The organism is Bacillus sp. lyk4-R2A-2 (assembly GCF_030209735.1).
Classification (GTDB): Bacteria; Bacillota; Bacilli; order Bacillales; family Bacillaceae; genus Bacillus; species Bacillus pumilus.
The window spans coordinates 1-16,836 of sequence record NZ_JARVRK010000012.1; the positions used below are offsets into that span (position 1 = coordinate 1).

19 protein-coding genes are annotated in these 16,836 nt (G+C 40.3%); 12 read left to right on the plus strand and 7 right to left on the minus strand.

Features of this window, described 5'->3' with window-relative positions:
• Positions 1–326: 326 nt before the first annotated feature.
• The 5 genes from thiL to tsaD are packed head-to-tail and all read left to right on the plus strand — an operon-like array spanning position 327 to position 3,939.
• The gene (thiL, locus tag QRN39_RS17200) at positions 327–1,304 is read left to right on the plus strand and encodes a thiamine-phosphate kinase (RefSeq protein WP_137055479.1); all 978 of its coding nucleotides are present in this window, start codon (positions 327–329) and stop codon (positions 1,302–1,304) included.
• 13 nt (positions 1,305–1,317) lie between these two features.
• Positions 1,318–1,794 carry a tRNA (adenosine(37)-N6)-threonylcarbamoyltransferase complex ATPase subunit type 1 TsaE gene (gene tsaE, locus QRN39_RS17205; protein ID WP_003214433.1) on the plus strand — a complete coding sequence of 159 codons (477 nt, stop codon included), beginning with the start codon at positions 1,318–1,320 and terminating at the stop codon, positions 1,792–1,794.
• Positions 1,775–2,464 (plus strand): tRNA (adenosine(37)-N6)-threonylcarbamoyltransferase complex dimerization subunit type 1 TsaB, encoded by a 690-nt coding sequence (gene tsaB, locus QRN39_RS17210; RefSeq protein ID WP_050945669.1) that lies wholly within the window; start codon positions 1,775–1,777, stop codon positions 2,462–2,464. Before tsaE ends, tsaB begins: the two co-directional genes overlap by 20 nt.
• Before the next feature lie 25 nt (positions 2,465–2,489).
• Positions 2,490–2,918 carry a ribosomal protein S18-alanine N-acetyltransferase gene (rimI, locus tag QRN39_RS17215; RefSeq protein WP_003214231.1) on the plus strand — a complete coding sequence of 143 codons (429 nt, stop codon included), beginning with the start codon at positions 2,490–2,492 and terminating at the stop codon, positions 2,916–2,918.
• Entirely contained in the window at positions 2,911–3,939 is a 1,029-nt protein-coding gene (gene tsaD, locus QRN39_RS17220) for a tRNA (adenosine(37)-N6)-threonylcarbamoyltransferase complex transferase subunit TsaD (RefSeq protein WP_050945670.1), read from the plus strand. The genes rimI and tsaD overlap by 8 nt, the downstream gene beginning before the upstream one ends.
• 271 nt (positions 3,940–4,210) lie before the next feature.
• Here the strand turns inward: tsaD and QRN39_RS17225 are convergent, their stop codons facing one another.
• Positions 4,211–6,133 (minus strand): ABC-F family ATP-binding cassette domain-containing protein, encoded by a 1,923-nt coding sequence (locus tag QRN39_RS17225; protein ID WP_284907739.1) that lies wholly within the window; start codon positions 6,131–6,133, stop codon positions 4,211–4,213.
• 139 nt (positions 6,134–6,272) lie between these two features.
• Between QRN39_RS17225 and moaC the strand changes: the two genes are divergently transcribed.
• The 4 genes from moaC to tatC are packed head-to-tail and all read left to right on the plus strand — an operon-like array spanning position 6,273 to position 8,405.
• Complete coding sequence (moaC, locus tag QRN39_RS17230; protein ID WP_003214058.1) at positions 6,273–6,764, plus strand: cyclic pyranopterin monophosphate synthase MoaC; 492 nt, start codon at positions 6,273–6,275, stop codon at positions 6,762–6,764.
• Between the two features lie 15 nt (positions 6,765–6,779).
• Entirely contained in the window at positions 6,780–7,433 is a 654-nt protein-coding gene (locus QRN39_RS17235) for a redox-sensing transcriptional repressor Rex (protein WP_003214118.1), read from the plus strand.
• Positions 7,434–7,460: 27 nt separating this feature from the next.
• Positions 7,461–7,640, plus strand: coding sequence for a twin-arginine translocase TatA/TatE family subunit (locus QRN39_RS17240; RefSeq protein WP_003214302.1), 180 nt, complete (start codon positions 7,461–7,463; stop codon positions 7,638–7,640).
• A 15-nt stretch (positions 7,641–7,655) separates the two neighbouring features.
• On the plus strand, positions 7,656–8,405 hold the full coding sequence (gene tatC, locus QRN39_RS17245; protein ID WP_003214196.1) for a twin-arginine translocase subunit TatC: 750 nt from the start codon (positions 7,656–7,658) through the stop codon (positions 8,403–8,405).
• 39 nt (positions 8,406–8,444) lie between these two features.
• Here the strand turns inward: tatC and QRN39_RS17250 are convergent, their stop codons facing one another.
• The 3 genes from QRN39_RS17250 to QRN39_RS17260 are packed head-to-tail and all read right to left on the minus strand — an operon-like array spanning position 8,445 to position 10,053.
• Positions 8,445–9,071, minus strand: a complete 627-nt coding sequence (locus QRN39_RS17250) for an NUDIX hydrolase (protein ID WP_284907740.1) — start codon at positions 9,069–9,071, stop codon at positions 8,445–8,447.
• 56 nt (positions 9,072–9,127) lie between these two features.
• On the minus strand, positions 9,128–9,322 hold the full coding sequence (locus QRN39_RS17255) for a YdiK family protein (RefSeq protein WP_003213897.1): 195 nt from the start codon (positions 9,320–9,322) through the stop codon (positions 9,128–9,130).
• Positions 9,319–10,053 (minus strand): CPBP family intramembrane glutamic endopeptidase, encoded by a 735-nt coding sequence (locus tag QRN39_RS17260; protein WP_226804708.1) that lies wholly within the window; start codon positions 10,051–10,053, stop codon positions 9,319–9,321. The genes QRN39_RS17255 and QRN39_RS17260 overlap by 4 nt, the downstream gene beginning before the upstream one ends.
• Before the next feature lie 230 nt (positions 10,054–10,283).
• On the opposite strand from QRN39_RS17260, the gene groES reads away from it, so the two are divergent.
• Entirely contained in the window at positions 10,284–10,568 is a 285-nt protein-coding gene (groES, locus tag QRN39_RS17265; RefSeq protein WP_003214120.1) for a co-chaperone GroES, read from the plus strand.
• 55 nt (positions 10,569–10,623) lie between these two features.
• Positions 10,624–12,258, plus strand: coding sequence for a chaperonin GroEL (gene groL, locus QRN39_RS17270; RefSeq protein ID WP_012009082.1), 1,635 nt, complete (start codon positions 10,624–10,626; stop codon positions 12,256–12,258).
• 668 nt (positions 12,259–12,926) lie between these two features.
• Here the strand turns inward: groL and QRN39_RS17275 are convergent.
• Positions 12,927–14,369 (minus strand): ATP-binding protein, encoded by a 1,443-nt coding sequence (locus tag QRN39_RS17275; protein WP_137055472.1) that lies wholly within the window; start codon positions 14,367–14,369, stop codon positions 12,927–12,929.
• Positions 14,370–14,968: 599 nt separating this feature from the next.
• Between QRN39_RS17275 and QRN39_RS17280 the strand changes: the two genes are divergently transcribed.
• On the plus strand, positions 14,969–15,385 hold the full coding sequence (locus QRN39_RS17280) for a hypothetical protein (RefSeq protein ID WP_284907741.1): 417 nt from the start codon (positions 14,969–14,971) through the stop codon (positions 15,383–15,385).
• 45 nt (positions 15,386–15,430) lie between these two features.
• Here QRN39_RS17280 and QRN39_RS17285 read toward each other — a convergent pair whose 3' ends face one another.
• The gene (locus QRN39_RS17285; protein ID WP_065099121.1) at positions 15,431–15,898 is read right to left on the minus strand and encodes a hypothetical protein; all 468 of its coding nucleotides are present in this window, start codon (positions 15,896–15,898) and stop codon (positions 15,431–15,433) included.
• Positions 15,899–16,021: 123 nt separating this feature from the next.
• Positions 16,022–16,696 (minus strand): hypothetical protein, encoded by a 675-nt coding sequence (locus QRN39_RS17290; protein WP_044141452.1) that lies wholly within the window; start codon positions 16,694–16,696, stop codon positions 16,022–16,024.
• Positions 16,697–16,836 lie beyond the last annotated feature (140 nt).

Consider the following 16,836-nt stretch of genomic DNA (forward strand, 5'->3'; position numbering starts at 1 on the left):
CTGCCTGTCACGCAGGAGGTCGCGGGTTCGAGTCCCGTCCGGACCGCCATTTTTATGACTTGTAAACGAAAACGTATAGTTTCGTTTTTTTTTATGTCTTTTTCTTTTCATACGTATCCAATATACATTGAATGGCTTTGTGTTTGGTTACACGTTATGTAAAAAGAAAAGATAGATCACTTCAACCCAGCCTGGTTTTTTCATACCAGGCTTTCTTTATATCATTTTTAATTGAAACTGAAACTCATATTGGCTTACACTAATACTAATTATGTCTGACATCGTGTCTATTCAATCAATTGATTGCATGAAGGGGCTGTCTTTTTATGGATGAATTTGATCTTATTCGCCGAATTACACCAAAAGAAACACATCAGCGTTCTTTGGTTATGGGTATCGGAGATGATGCAAGTGTTTATCAACCTCATTCACATTGTGAAGAGGTCGTTTGTGTTGATACAATGGTGGAGCATGTTCATTTTCGCTTTGATTTTTCCACACCTTTTGAGATTGGCTTTAAAGCACTAGCGGTCAATGTCAGTGATATCGCCGCAATGGGAGGAACCCCAAAGTATTATCTTGTATCAATTGCGATCCCGCCTCATGGTGATGAGACGATCGTTTCAGCTCTTTACGAGGGAATGAGAGCATTGGCTGATACTTATCATATGGATTTGATTGGTGGAGATACGGTTGCCACTCGCAGTGACTTTGTCATTACAGTGACGGTCATTGGCGAGGTACCAAATGGAAAAGCTTGTTATCGTCACAGTGCTCAGACAGGAGACGTCGTCTTTGTCACAGGTGAGCTTGGTTCATCAGCTGCTGGCTTATCACTTTTAATGAACGAAGTAGCCCCTCCCAAGGCAGTCGACACAGCCTTTTTTCTTGAGCGTCATAAAAAGCCTCAGCCCCACATTGCTGCTGGCCTCATTTGCTCAAGCTTCCCGCGGGTCACCTTGAATGATGTGAGTGATGGATTAGCGAGTGAGCTGAATGAGATAGCTGAAGCGAGTCGTGTGACGATAGAGATAGAAGCAAACAAGCTCCCAGTACATCCAAATTTACCAGTGCTGCGTAAAGACTGGCTGGAATGGGTGTTATTTGGCGGGGAAGACTTTGTATTAACTGGTACAATTTCAGAGGCTGATTGGGATAGCTTTGAAATGCAATGTAGAAAAAAAGACATTCAAGTCAAACGCATTGGACAAGTCAAAGGTGATCAAGCAGCAAGAGTTCTATTAAAAGACAATGAACAGCAAACAATGTTAATGAAAAAAGGATATAATCATTTTAAGAAATGAGGTGACATCAACTGTGAAATTAACGTGGACGACAAAAGGTGCGGATGAGACGAAACGAATTGCCGCTGCATTGGCCAAACTTGTGATGCCAGGCGATGTTTTGACATTAGAAGGAGATTTAGGCGCAGGCAAAACGACTTTTTCAAAAGGTTTTGCAGGAGGCTTAGGGATTACCCGTATCGTCAACAGCCCTACCTTTACGATTATTAAAGAATATACCGATGGCAGACTGCCACTTTATCATATGGATGTGTACCGCATGGAAGATGCGGAAGAAGATATCGGGCTCGAAGAATATTTTGAGGGCGAAGGTGTATGCTTGGTTGAGTGGGCACATCTCATTGGACCTCAATTGCCTTCCTCCTACTTGAAAATAGAAATGCTAAGAACAGAACGTGAAGAAGAACGTCATCTCACGTTTAGTGCAAAAGGGGAACGCTATGAGACCCTTTGTAAGGAGATGAAAGAATTTGACCATACTGGCAATTGATACGTCAAACCATACACTAGGAATTGCCCTTGTCAAAGATTCCACAGTGATTGGCGAGAGCATTACGTATTTAAAAAAGAACCATTCCGTCCGAGCGATGCCGACTGTTGAGGCATTGATGAAAGAATGTGGTGTAGCCCCAAGTGAACTAAGTAAAATTGTTGTAGCAAAAGGACCTGGTTCCTACACTGGGGTCCGAATTGGTGTGACCATTGCCAAAACACTCGCATGGACGCTGTCTATCCCGATATCAGCTGTTTCGAGTTTAGAAACACTTGCGGCAAATGGTCAATACTTTGATGGATGGATCTCGCCACTATTCGATGCGAGAAGAGGACAAGTATATACTGGGCTATATACGTTTAAAGAAGGAAAAATCAAAGAGATCAAACCAGACCAAAATATCTTGCTCACGGATTGGCTTCATGAGCTGAAGCAGACAGGAAAGCCTGTCCTATTCCTTGGACAGGATGTGCATCTTCATGAAGAAAGCATTGGCTCCATTTTAGGAGAAACGGCTGTGATAGCGGAGGGAGCTTTTCATAACCCAAGACCTTCAATGCTTGCGTTTTTAGGGGCAGATCGTCCTGCTGAAGATGTCCATCAGCTTGTTCCTAACTATATTCGTTTGGCAGAAGCGGAAGTGAAATGGCTTGAAGGACAAAAATAATCTCAACATAACCGAGATTCGAAAAATGACGGTAGCGGACATTCCAGAGGTATATACGATTGAAGTGCATTCGTTTACTGCGCCTTGGAAAAAAGAATCATTTGTCTATGAGATTCTCCATAACCAGTACAGCCATTATTTCCTCATTGAAGAAGATGAGCAGCCTGTTGGCTATTGCGGGGTCTGGATCGTCATGGACGATGCACAAATTACGAACATTGCGATTCTCCCTGAGCATAGAGGAAAGGGTTACGGGGAAGCGTTGCTGCGATATGTCATGGAATTTTGTAAAGAAAAAAAGACAGATCATCTTTCTTTAGAGGTGCGGGTTTCGAATACACCTGCACAATCCCTTTATGAAAAGCTTGGTTTCAGACCAGCTTCTATTCGAAAGAATTATTATACGGATAATGGGGAAGATGCATTGGTCATGTGGGTGAATATAAATGAGTGAACAAACAGATCGATTTATATTAGGTATAGAGACAAGCTGTGATGAAACAGCGGCATCTATTGTGAAAAATGGGAAAGAAATTGTAGCGAATGTTGTCGCATCGCAAATAGAAAGCCATAAACGATTTGGCGGAGTTGTCCCAGAAATTGCTTCAAGGCATCACGTGGAGCAAGTCACCATCGTGTTAGAAGAAGTGATGGCACAGGCCAATATGAGCTTTCAGGATTTAGATGCCATTGCTGTCACAGAAGGACCGGGCTTAGTCGGTGCTCTTCTGATCGGTGTCAATGCAGCCAAGGCACTGAGCTTTGCTCATCAAATTCCTCTTGTTGGTGTACATCATATCGCGGGGCATATTTATGCAAACCAACTTGTAGATGAATTGCAGTTTCCATGTTTGGCTCTTGTCGTCTCTGGTGGACATACTGAGCTTGTACTAATGAAAGAGCACGGGTCTTTTGAGGTTATCGGAGAAACATTAGATGATGCGGCTGGAGAAGCATACGATAAAGTGGCCCGGACGATGGGTCTCCCGTATCCAGGCGGACCTCATATTGATCGGTTAGCACATGAAGGAGAGCCAACGATTAAGCTTCCACGTGCATGGCTTGAAGAAGGTTCTTATCACTTTAGCTTTAGTGGATTAAAATCAGCTGTTATTAACACACTACACAATGCATCTCAAAAGGGAGAAACAATTGCTCCAGAGAATTTGGCAGCAAGTTTTCAAGCAAGTGTCATTGAGGTGCTTGTTGGGAAAACATTAAAAGCGGCTGAGGCCTATGGCGTCAAGCAGGTTGTCCTAGCTGGTGGAGTCGCTGCCAATAAAGGACTGAGAGAAGCCTTAACGATAGCATTCACGAAGCTTCCTGACGTGAAGGTCATTATTCCACCATTATCTCTTTGTACAGACAATGCAGCCATGATCGCTGCTGCTGGAACCATTGCGTTTGAAAAAGGTATAAGAGGCGATATGGCGATGAATGGGCAGCCAGGCTTACCGCTTGTCTCATATGAATGAAAACTCCTGTGGATACACAGGTTTTTTTCATTTTTAATGAAAGCGATTTATTCACAAGTAAACGTGATATATCCACAATTGTTAGAAAATTTCGTTTTAAAATGAAGTGGATGTGCGCAAATACGTTCTTTTATGTGGATATGTGATTAAATCTCTGTGTATAAAGTGGATAAGTCCGATTTTTAAAAGAATAATAAAGAAGTTATTGTGGATATTAATGTGGATAAGAAATCTTCACTAAAAGAAAAAAGAGCACCCATTAGGGCACTCTTTACGATTCGGATAGCTCTTCCCACTCTGCCAAAAGGGATTCCAGCTCTTGATGAAGTGTATCGTTTTCTGTTTGAATGTTTTGGACCTTCTCGTGATCTTGAAAAATAGCAGGATCACATAGAAGCTCTTCATTTTCACCAAGCTTCGCTTCAATGACAGCAATCCGTTCTTCAATTTCCTCGATTCTGCGCTGCTTTTGTCTCTCTTTCTTTTTCAGTTCTTTTTCTTCCGCATAAGAAAGCTTTGCCGTTTCAACTGGCTTGGCTGCTTGTTTTTTCAGCGCCTCATTTTCTTGAATCGCTTCAAGCTCTAATTGTTCATTTTTCTTTTCAAGGTAGTAGTCATAATCACCGAGATACTCTTTTGTTTCTGTAGGCGACAGTTCGAATACTTTCGTTGCCAGACGGTTGATAAAATAACGGTCATGAGACACAAATAAGATGGTTCCTGGGTAATCAATCAGTGCATTTTCTAAAATTTCCTTACTATCTAAGTCTAAATGGTTCGTAGGCTCATCAAGTATCAGGAAATTGGCTTTTTGGAGCATCAGCTTTGCCAGGGCAAGGCGCGCTTTTTCTCCACCGCTTAATGCATGAACGGGCTTTAAGACGTCGTCACCGGAAAAGAGGAAGTTCCCTAAACATGTTCGAATTTCTTTTTCATTCATATGAGGATAGTCATCCCAAAGCTCATTCAGCACTTTTTTGGAGGATGTCAGTTTGGCTTGTTCTTGGTCATAGTAGCCGATTGTGACATGAGATCCAAAGGTGATGTCGCCTTTTACAGGCTTTATTGTGTTCGTTAACGTTTTTAAAAGGGTTGATTTCCCGATCCCATTAGGACCAATGAGTGCCACGCTATCCTCTCGTTTGATCTGAAAAGAAAGAGAGGATAGGAGCGGTGTTTTTTCATCATAACGAATGTCGAGATCATGTACCTTCAGCACATCATTGCCGCTTTGTCTCGTAATATCAAAATGAAAGTTTGCAGATTTTTCATCACCTAATGGCTTATCTATACGATCCATCCGTTCCAGTTGCTTGCGTCTGCTCTGAGCGCGCTTTGTGGTTGAGGCTCTTGCTAGGTTGCGATCTACGAAATCCTGAAGCTTTGAGATTTCTTCTTGCTGCTTTTCGTAAAGCTTCATATCGCGCTCTAGCTGCTCAGCTTTCAGATCAAGATACTTACTATAGTTGCCTGCAAACTTTTTCATGGCAGTTCTTGAGACTTCATAAACATGGTTCACCACTTTGTCTAAGAAGTAGCGGTCATGGGACACGATCAGAATGGCGCCTGTATAATTTTGCAAATACTGCTCCAGCCATGATAAGGTATCAATATCTAAATGGTTGGTCGGCTCGTCCAGAATTAAGAGTTCTGGTTTCATTAATAAGAGCTTTCCAAGCGCTAGACGGGTTTTCTGGCCGCCGCTTAAGGATTGAACGGTTGTCCCATCTTCAAAGTGACTAAAGCCGAGCCCATGAAGAATGGAGCGGACGTCTGCTTCGTATTGATAGCCGCCTTGGTCTTTAAATTCCTGCTGTAGCCTGTCATAGGTTTTCATGAGGGAATCTAGCTCAGAACCTGTAGAGGAAGCCATTTTCTCCTCGATGGTTCTCATCTCTTGTTCCATCTTTTTCAAATGATCAAAAACCGATAATAATTCGTCTTTTAACGTACGTGTAGACGTCACATCGGTATGCTGTGCTAAATAGCCGATCGATAGGTCTTTCGGTTTGATGATCTCACCTTGCTCGTAAGACAATTGACCGGCAATGATTTTCAAAAGGGTGGATTTGCCTGCGCCGTTACGACCTACAATGGCAATCCGATCCCTTGCTTTGACTTCCAATTTTATATTCGTTAAAACGGTATCAGCACCAAACGATTTGGACAGCTGATTCACTTGTAGAATCATCATGTAACTTCACCTCTGCTATAATATGTTAAGTGTAGCTTATCAGCAGTAAACCAGCAAATGTTACATACAATCGCCATATTCAAATGAAAGACAGATAGGAAAAAATAGTGTATCATTTGAGTGAGGGAGCGTTGAAAAGATGAGTCAATTTAGCCACTTTAACGAACAGGGAAGAGCAAAGATGGTCGACATTAGTGACAAATCGTCTACCGTGAGAACCGCCGTTGCTGCTTCTAGCGTTCGTATGATAAAAGAAGTGTTTCATAAAATAGAGCAACGTGAAATTGGAAAAGGCGATGTGCTGTCTGTTGCACAGGTTGCTGGCATCATGGCAGCAAAGCAAACATCTACCATCATTCCAATGTGTCATCCGCTTGCACTAAAAGGTGTGGATATCTCCTTTGATTGGGAGGAAGACGGAAATGCGCACATTCTGAACATACAAGTACAAGTGAAAACAAAAGGAAGTACGGGTGTGGAGATGGAAGCGCTCACTTCTGCTTCAGTATGTGCACTGACTGTTTACGACATGTGCAAAGCGATTGATAAAGGCATGATCATCGGTCCTACCTATTTAATTGAAAAGACAGGCGGGAAAAACGGTGATTTTCACAGAGCATCTGATATTTAAGTTGGAGGACCTTATATGAATATAGATCAGTCAAAAATTCCACAAGCGACAGCCAAACGTTTGCCGCTATATTACCGTTTTTTAAAAAATCTGCATGCATCAGGAAAACAAAGGGTGTCATCAGCAGAGCTTAGTGATGCAGTCAAAGTGGATTCTGCTACCATTCGCCGAGATTTTTCGTACTTTGGTGCACTTGGGAAGAAGGGCTATGGCTATAATGTCGATTACCTTTTGACCTTCTTCAGAAAGACACTTGACCAAGATGAAATGACCAATGTCATGCTCATCGGTGTCGGGAATTTAGGGACTGCTTTTTTACACTATAATTTCATCAAAAACAATAATACAAAAATTTCAATGGCTTTTGACGTCAATGAGAGTAAAATAGGAAGTGAGATAGGCGGCGTGCCTGTCTATGATTTGGATAAGCTTGAAGAGCATGTTCAAGAGGTAGGAGATATTCCTGTTGCCATTTTGACAGTACCTGCCGTAGCAGCTCAACCCATTACAGATCGTTTGATTGCCCTTGGCATCAAAGGAATCCTTAATTTTACGCCGGCTCGATTGAATGTGCCGGAACACATTCGAATTCATCATATAGATTTGGCGGTTGAACTTCAGTCACTTGTGTATTTCTTAAAGCATTACTCTGTTACACAGGAGGATTGACGAAAAGGGGTAAAGGGGGTGGAGCAAATGGGTCCGATCGGTCCTGGAAGTTTGGTTCTGATTGCGATTGTTGCGCTCATTATTTTTGGGCCGAAAAAGCTTCCTGAATTAGGAAGAGCAGCAGGAGATACATTACGTGAATTCAAAAATGCCACAAAGGGTTTAGCTGATGATCAGGAAGAAAAAAAGAAAAAAGAAGATCAGTAGAATAGGATGAGCTTCATGAATGTCAAAGATATGCCGCTTATGGAGCATATTGTGGAACTGCGAAAACGTTTAGTGATCATTGCGATGTTTTTTGTCGCCTTTATGGTGGCTGGTTTTTTTCTTGCTAAGCCGGTCATTGTGTATTTACAAAATACCGATGAAGCGGCCACACTGACACTGAATGCATTTAAGCTCACAGATCCGCTGTACGTGTTTATGCAGTTCGCATTTGTCATCGCTTTGGTTTTGACGTGTCCCGTGATTTTATATCAGCTTTGGGCGTTTGTGAGCCCCGGCTTATATGAAAAAGAAAGAAAGGTGACACTTGCTTATATTCCGATTGCACTGCTTTTATTTTTGAGCGGTGTGGCTTTCTCTTATTTTATTTTGTTTCCGTTTGTCGTTGATTTTATGATGCGAATGTCGAATGATTTAAATGTAGAGCAAGTCATTGGGATTCATGAGTATTTTACATTTCTGATGCAGTTAACACTTCCATTTGGCTTTTTGTTTCAGATGCCCGTTGTGTTGATGTTTCTCACAAGACTTGGCATCATCACACCGATGTTTTTATCAAAAATACGGAAGTATGCCTATTTTGTCCTCCTTGTCATTGCCGCACTCATTACACCACCAGAGCTTGTTTCTCACCTCATGGTCACTTTGCCGATGCTCGTTCTATACGAAGTGAGTATCGTCATTTCGAGAGTGACCTATCGCAAAATGCAGCAAACAGAGGAGAAAGAAAGTTATGATGTCACATAAAAAAGCATCGTGATCCGAATAAGGGTCACGATGCTTTTTCTATTGTGAAAGGAATTGATTGATCGCTTGAAATAGATGCTGATAATAGGAAGGCTCATGCGGGACAAAATCTTGTATACAGACTACTCTGCTTTCCTCACGTCGTTCTCCGGCTTCATCAATTTCAAAGCCCTCCAGCTGCATGTTTTCATATTTTCTAGTGAAAAGCTGCTGTGCATCCATTAGATTTGCTCTGTAAAGTCCAGCGACTTCTTCCTTTTGTAATTGAATGTTCATCTGCTCTTCTTGATGGACGTAAAGATAGACATGGCAACATTCACGATCAGTAAAACTGGGTAGATGGATTTCATCCTGTATAACTCCTGCAAAGGTCAAATCCTCAAAAGGTATAGTAAGACCGATCTCTTCTTCTACCTCTCTCATACCGTCAGAAGGCTGTTCATTTGCAAGAAGATGACCTGCTGCGGTGATATCAAAAAGAGAAGGGAAATCCTTTTTTGCGGGACTTCTTAGCTGAAAATAGAGATAGTTGGTGTCATGTTCCTTTTTGAGAAGCCAAAAATGAAAGGTTTCATGCCAAAGGCCTTGGGCATGGATATCTGATCGGGCAGCGACTCCAATCGTTTCATGCTGCTCATTTAAGATGTTCAGTTTTTCTTGTTCCATGAAAACTTGTCCTCCATAAAAAAACCATTTTCCAAGTGCGGAAAATGGTTTTTGATTTATTTTTGCTGCTGTTTTTTGAGTTTGACAGAGAAGGCAAACATTTTAAGCGCGATATTAATATTATAGGCCGCAAACACCATCAGCAAAATGCTGTAAAATGACCACATGTCACCTGGATTTTGAATGGCCATATAGGTGAAAGCCACACCTACGGCAAAATAAATGATGCCCCATACAACAGGGTTTCTCATGAGAAAAAGCCTCCAATAATCATTTGCATTGTTTGAGATTGTTCTTCAATCATTTTTCTTACTGGCTCAATCTGCACAAGAATAACGAGTGAGTTCATCAGCATATGAGCACCGATTGGAACAATGATTCGTTTTGTTTTCGCATATAAAAAGGCAAAGGTAAAGCCCATTGCGGTATAGAGCAAGATATGGGGAAAATCATTGTGTACAGCAGCGAAAACCACTGAACTGACAAGTGCTCCAATGAAAAAATTCGTTTTTTCATAAACCACACCAAAGATGATTTTTCGAAAAATGATTTCCTCTAATATCGGTCCAATCAGGGCGATGACGATCACAAGCCATGGAACTGCATCCATTATGGCTAAAATGTTTTGAGTATTTTCGGATTCACGGCCAATGCCAAATGCATATTGTTCAATCGCTCCTGCAATCGATTGTGCAAAGAGGGAAAGAAAGAAACCACCAATGATCCAAGCGATTGCCGCGCCGACTGAAGCCGGTGCCTCATTTCGAAGTGAAGCTTTTGGCACAGTCCGAAGAATGAGCAGAATAATGATTAATCCGACACAGAAGCTGATAATTGTCCATGTACCTGACAATTTAGAGAGCTCTGCTTGTGTCATCGGTGTCTGAATGTAACCTAACCACTTCATGATGAATACATACGGAAACGCAGAAAACTGCACCAATATATACGTTAAGATGATGTACCAATATTGTTTTTTCAAGTAACGAAAACCCCTTTACTAAAAGAACTAGATTTATTGTAACACAAGTCTTCTTTTTCGATGAAAAGGAAAGAATCTGAGATGAAAAAAGATCATGAAAGCGTAAAAATTTTTAAAGGTTTTTACTTGAAATTGCAGAAGACATTCTTTATTATAATAAATGTGTTAGCACTCACTGGTGATGAGTGCTAAAAAAAGACTACATATAAAAATTGAGGAGGTTGTTTCTTATGTTAAAGCCATTAGGCGATCGCGTAATCATTGAACTCGTTGAATCTGAGGAAAAAACCGCTAGCGGTATTGTGTTACCGGATTCTGCAAAAGAAAAACCGCAAGAAGGTAAAATTGTTGCAGCAGGTTCAGGTCGTGTACTTGAAAGTGGTGAGCGCGTTGCGTTAGAAGTAAACACAGGCGACCGCATTATCTTCTCAAAATATGCAGGCACTGAAGTGAAATATGAAGGCAAAGAATATTTAATTCTTCGTGAGAGCGACATTTTAGCTGTTATTGGTTAATCACATAAAAAACATTGAGATACATTTTTAAAAAGACTGAGGAGGTTTCGTTATTATGGCAAAAGATATTAAGTTCAGTGAAGAAGCACGTCGCGCGATGCTACGTGGTGTAGATGCACTTGCAGATGCTGTAAAAGTAACTTTAGGACCTAAAGGACGTAACGTGGTTCTTGAGAAAAAATTCGGTTCTCCACTTATCACAAATGATGGTGTAACGATCGCAAAAGAAATCGAATTAGAAGATGCATTTGAAAACATGGGTGCAAAACTTGTGGCTGAAGTTGCAAGCAAAACAAACGACGTAGCTGGTGACGGTACAACGACTGCAACAGTTCTAGCTCAAGCGATGATCCGTGAAGGTCTTAAAAACGTAACAGCTGGTGCAAACCCTGTTGGCGTTCGTAAAGGGATCGAAGAAGCAGTGAAAGTAGCACTTGAAGGCTTGCACGAGATTTCTAAACCAATCGAAGGCAAAGAATCAATTGCTCAAGTTGCGTCTATTTCTGCAGCAGATGAAGAAGTTGGAAGCCTGATCGCTGAAGCAATGGAGCGTGTAGGTAACGACGGCGTGATCACAATCGAAGAATCTAAAGGGTTCACAACTGAGCTTGAAGTGGTTGAAGGAATGCAGTTTGACCGCGGATATGCTTCACCATACATGGTGACGGATTCTGATAAGATGGAAGCGGTTCTTGAAAATCCTTACATCTTAATCACTGATAAAAAAATCACAAACATTCAAGAAATCCTTCCTGTACTTGAGCAAGTTGTACAACAAGGAAAACCATTATTGCTCATTGCTGAAGATGTAGAAGGCGAAGCACTTGCAACACTTGTTGTGAACAAACTTCGTGGAACATTCAACGCAGTGGCAGTAAAAGCACCTGGATTCGGTGATCGTCGTAAAGCAATGCTTGAAGACATCTCTGTTCTAACTGGCGGAGAGTTAATCACAGAAGATCTAGGACTTGACCTGAAATCAACTGAAATCGGTCAGCTTGGCCGCGCGTCTAAAGTCGTTGTGACAAAAGAAAACACAACCATCGTAGAAGGTTCAGGAGATTCTGCTCAAATCGCAGCACGCGTAAACCAAATCCGTGCGCAAGTTGAAGAAACAACTTCTGAATTCGATAAAGAAAAATTACAAGAACGTCTTGCTAAACTAGCTGGTGGCGTCGCTGTCATCAAAGTTGGTGCTGCAACTGAAACAGAACTAAAAGAGCGTAAACTACGCATCGAGGATGCACTCAACTCAACTCGTGCAGCAGTTGAAGAAGGTATCGTATCCGGTGGTGGTACAGCACTTGTGAATGTATACAAAAAAGTCGCTTCAATCGAAGCAGATGGTGACGTTCAAACTGGCGTGAACATCGTTCTACGTTCTCTTGAAGAGCCAATCCGTCAAATCGCTCACAACGCAGGTCTTGAAGGATCAGTCATCGTTGAGCGCTTGAAAAACGAAGAAATTGGCGTAGGCTTCAACGCAGCAACAAACGAATGGGTAAACATGATCGAAAAAGGAATCGTTGACCCAACAAAAGTAACTCGCTCTGCACTTCAAAACGCAGCTTCTGTTGCAGCAATGCTTCTAACAACTGAAGCAGTCGTTGCTGACAAACCAGAAGAAGGCGGCTCAGGCGGCGGAATGCCAGATATGGGCGGCATGGGTGGAATGGGTGGAATGATGTAATTACGGATTTAACCCCTTATTAATCAAGGGTTTAACCGTAAGTCGCACTCATTTTGGTGCCATTTTGATACCACATAGAAAAATTAGAGGCTTTTCATTAGTTCTCCGAACTTTTGAGAAGCTTCTTTTTTTCTGTCTTTTGTAATGTAGATGAGTTTTTTGATTTGAAAATTCATACATTGCATTGGTTAGCTCGCACCATGGCCGCTCAGAAGGAGACTTTTTTGATGTTGAAAGCTGTATAATTGAATATAGAGAAGTAAAAGTGATCATATTAAATCACCTTTAGGAAATTCCCCGCTTCATTTTACATAAGGTCATAAAAATACATATAACTAGGCAATGCATTGGTAGAATGATATAATACGCGCTCCAATCCCTTAATATATAGGGATTTTATGTAAGAATAGAGCGGGTTGTTAACATGAAGTTTTTAACGAAGGCTTCTCTTAAGTTGAACAAACTTGTGGGAAGCCTCTTTTTTCATTTATTATTTAACATTGTAATAAGTCGTTCGTTCGATTACTTGATGTTGTGCTTCTTTGTAGCGGTTTTATACATCGTTTTTAGGGCAGAAAAATATTAAAAAAGAAGTCGCTCTTCCACAATATGAGCGGCTCCTTATTGTTTATATGTGATTTGATAAATCTTTGTATAATTCACACATTCTATTTGTTTAATAATCTTTTTAGCATACTTTTGGGTTTTACAGGATTTGAACTTTCAAGGATAAGGGTAGATAACTTCCCAAGCATTTCAGTTAATTCACTTTCGAATTCTAAGGTGTTATCATCAGTATTTGTATGAGCGTGAACCAACTCATGCACAAGTGTACCTGCGAATGATTGTATATTTTTCAGTTGGCTACGTTTAATGATAATTCGTTTAGTGGACGGCTCCCATAACCCAAGTGCATCATTACCCGTATAATTGTCTGGCCGCATTGAATTGGAAATCACAATATCATTGACGAGATTACTCTTTTTTGGGAACCAACTTACAATGATATCTTTGTAATTGAAAATTTCTTTTTCTTTAGCCGTTAACTGGTTGACTTTTACGATATCAAATTCGAATTGTTCGTTCCATTCTAACGCATAAGTTTCCAAATTTCTGAAGTTATTACCATTCAGATCTTTACTAGTTTCAAGTTTATTCGCTAGTGAATCAGGAACAGTAATGATACGTATCCCTTCCTCCTTTGCGTAATTTAAGTATTTACCGCCATCCATTAAATCATAAGCACTTAAAAACATCACTTTTTTGTCCTTGCTACTTAATATTTTACAGGCGTGTAGTTGAACATCAACCCATTGTAATTCATCGTGATAATCTCCTGTTTGAATCCTTTGTAAATCATCCACCAGCTTTCTAGCAAATGTTGGGCTCTTACATTCTAAGAGAATAGACTTCACCCTGTCTGTGTAAGCACTTCTTCCTACATTTGTTCGCTCCCGATTTAAAGATTGACGAAGTTTCTTAGTGGTGGAAGTGATATTGTAAGAAAAGAGTAAATTGTCTTCCTCAGCTACACAAATTCCGTTAACGTAAATTCTTGAACGTTTTTTTTTGTTTTCAATGAGTTCCCCATACTTCGTTTTTTCAATTGTCTTTTCTCCGGAATAAAGTAAGAAGAAATCCTTGGCTTTTTCGATATCATCATCTTTGAGACCAGTAAACGTAAAGTCTGTGCCTACCAAATTAGGATTAGTCGGACTATGGACGATGGCGTGCAAGGTTACCAGATCGTCAAAGTCTCCCTTAGATAACTTCTTTATTGTAATATCACTATATTTTGATTGGATGAGGATTTCTACGTTCCTTCGATCGAATGTCGCCAATGCATCTTTTAAACCTACCCCGAATTTACCAATGACTTTATCTGGGTTCTCTGTCTTTTCTATATTCTCGTTTTGCGTTAGATGTTCATACTTTAGACCTCTCCCAAAATCCTTGATATGCCATTTATTATCTTCATCTTTAAAAATAAGGGGCTCTTTCGTGTTCGTTAAATTTGATTCATCCAGTGCATTTGCTATGATTTCTCTTAAGGCGTGAGGAATAGTCCAGTGCTCTAATACTTTTTCGATGTTCAAATCGAACTTTTTCATTATTAATGCTTCTCCTTTTTAATTGGTATTTTTTATAAGATGATTATACCTCATACTTTTGAAACTAGACTATAAATTGATGTTTATTTGTGGTTTTGTACCTCAAAATAGAACCTGTTAGTATATTCAAGATTGTCTCTTCTTTAATCTAAAATTATCCTCTGTATAAAAATATTTCTAAAATAGAAAAATCTAAGTTGTGAAATATGATGTTATTTGTCATTGTGATCATATATAAAAAAAATTGAAGTGGTTGATATGACCGACTTCAGAGAGTTTTTATGGGAGACGCTGTCTGAGGAACTATTAAGAGAAGCAAAATGAAAAGCACTGTAGGCTTTAGATTGTGCTCGCATCATTGAAAAGCTGATGCAGAGGGGGGAAGTGGAAATGGCTGAAACAATGAAAGAGAGAGTAAAGGACGTATAAGAAAACCAATCTTATAATCAAGAGTGCTTTTTTGTTTTCAGAGAGATATGAGATACCTTGACTTATAATGTCACATTTTCTTTAAAATTACATAAAAAATCCACTATTTCCATAAAAAATCAGATCAATTCCTTATAATAAAAGTATCTGAGAATGGGGAGTGAGTCGAGATGGACCAAAACTTGCTGCAAATGAATCAAGTGAGATCAGAGGATGAATTAGCTGTTGTGAATATTTCTTCTACAGAAATTGGGGCGCTGTCAAAGGAAGCGGCTGAGCGGATTTTACAAACGAACGATACGGATAATATTCATCAACTGATGTATGTTCCGATTGAAAAGAAAGCAGATTTGCATTGGTTGATTCAAAGTGTTGGACAGGCGTTAGAAGATGAGGATGACGATAACGTTGCACTTGAATTGGCTGATTTGCTCTATTTCTTTGTCATTCCATTTTATAAGGAGTATATTTTGAGGGAACATCATTTGTATGAGTGTATAGATGATCTGTTGGTACGATTAGCATCGTGGGCTCACTCAGATATTCACACACTGGTCGATGCGATGAGAGACGATTTGTCTGTATAAACTTGAAAAAAGCTTGTAGAGCGATCCTCTACAAGCCTTTCTAAATTACTGGGCTCTTTCCCAAGTAATCTTTGTTTCATTTGTTTTTTTCGTTCCCTTTGCCAGCACCTTACCGTTTTCTTGTTTCACGGTGATGTTTAGGTCGTAAAAGGAATAGAGAGCACCAAGGCTGTCATTTTCCGGTTTGTGCAGGTTGTTTTCTTTTTCAGTTGAAGCTCCAATGGCCAGTGTCTTGGCAAAGTTTAAACCGATGACTTCAGCGTAATCACTATTGGTGTCAGAGGAAGCGATCACGTTTAATGAAATGACTTTTTTCTTTTGATCAACGGTAATCGCTGTGTCTTTTATGAGTTTAGACTGTTCCATGACTTCTTTCGTTTCTTTTTGAATGCGTTCATTGATCGTTGGAAGTGCCTTCGTTTCTGTTTTTTGTTCGTTTGTTGTATTTGAGCAAGCTGCTAGCATGAAGAGACTTGCAACTAGGCTCATGAAAACAAGTAGACTTTTTTTCACGTTCGTTCTCCTTTTTTCTTCGAAGTATGTATGTTTATGTTACCACGAATCCTTGTTTGGATTAAAAGAGAAGTGTTGATAAGCTGTGAACAATAAAAAGCACCCAAAAAGGGCGCTTTTTTCTTATTGTGCGGAAAGGCTTGTACTTAATGGAACAGAAGAAATGACGGTGAATTTAGGAGCTGCAGCACCTGATTCTAAATTTTTACGTAAAAGCGATGATTTGATGGACCCATCCCATTTTTTATAGACGCTTCCTGATGTATCTGCACGAAGCTGTACATTCGAGAAGCTTGCTTGTGTGTAGCTGTTTGCCCCATTATCCTGAACGCCGTGTACCATTTTGACGACATCGAGGTTTTTCAGACGGCTAGGTTTGTAAACAGGCTGTTTATAGCGCAATGTCCCATTGACGTATAGTGACACTGTGCCATCACCATTGTTGATGAGCTTTAAGTTGACACGTGCACCATCCTTAATGCTCTTATCATATTCGCTGTTCCAATATTGGCTGCCACCTTGTGAGCCGCTGCCTAGAAAGACTTTATAGCCAGAAGACGTTTTTGAAATACCGCTCTCTATAACGGCAGAGCCGAGACCGAGGTACCAGTCCGCATAGCCATTTTTAATCGTCGCTGTTTTCGGAAGCACAATATCAGCGGAGATGCCTGACCATTTGGCTTCATCCGTTTGTGTCACAATCGCACCGTGACGAGGACTAGCTGCTGAGGCAGGAAGACTTGAAAGCATCAAAACCAACGCTAAACTCACACTCAAAACGATGAACCACTTTTTCATAAAAATTCCTCCTTATATTTGATTCATTTTTATTATATAAAATGAAAGAGAGGAGTTGCTTACATTGTTCTGGCTGATTTTGGTATTTTTTATGAACAAAATCGGTCATAAAGTGGTCAATTTGTATTCGAATTGTAATG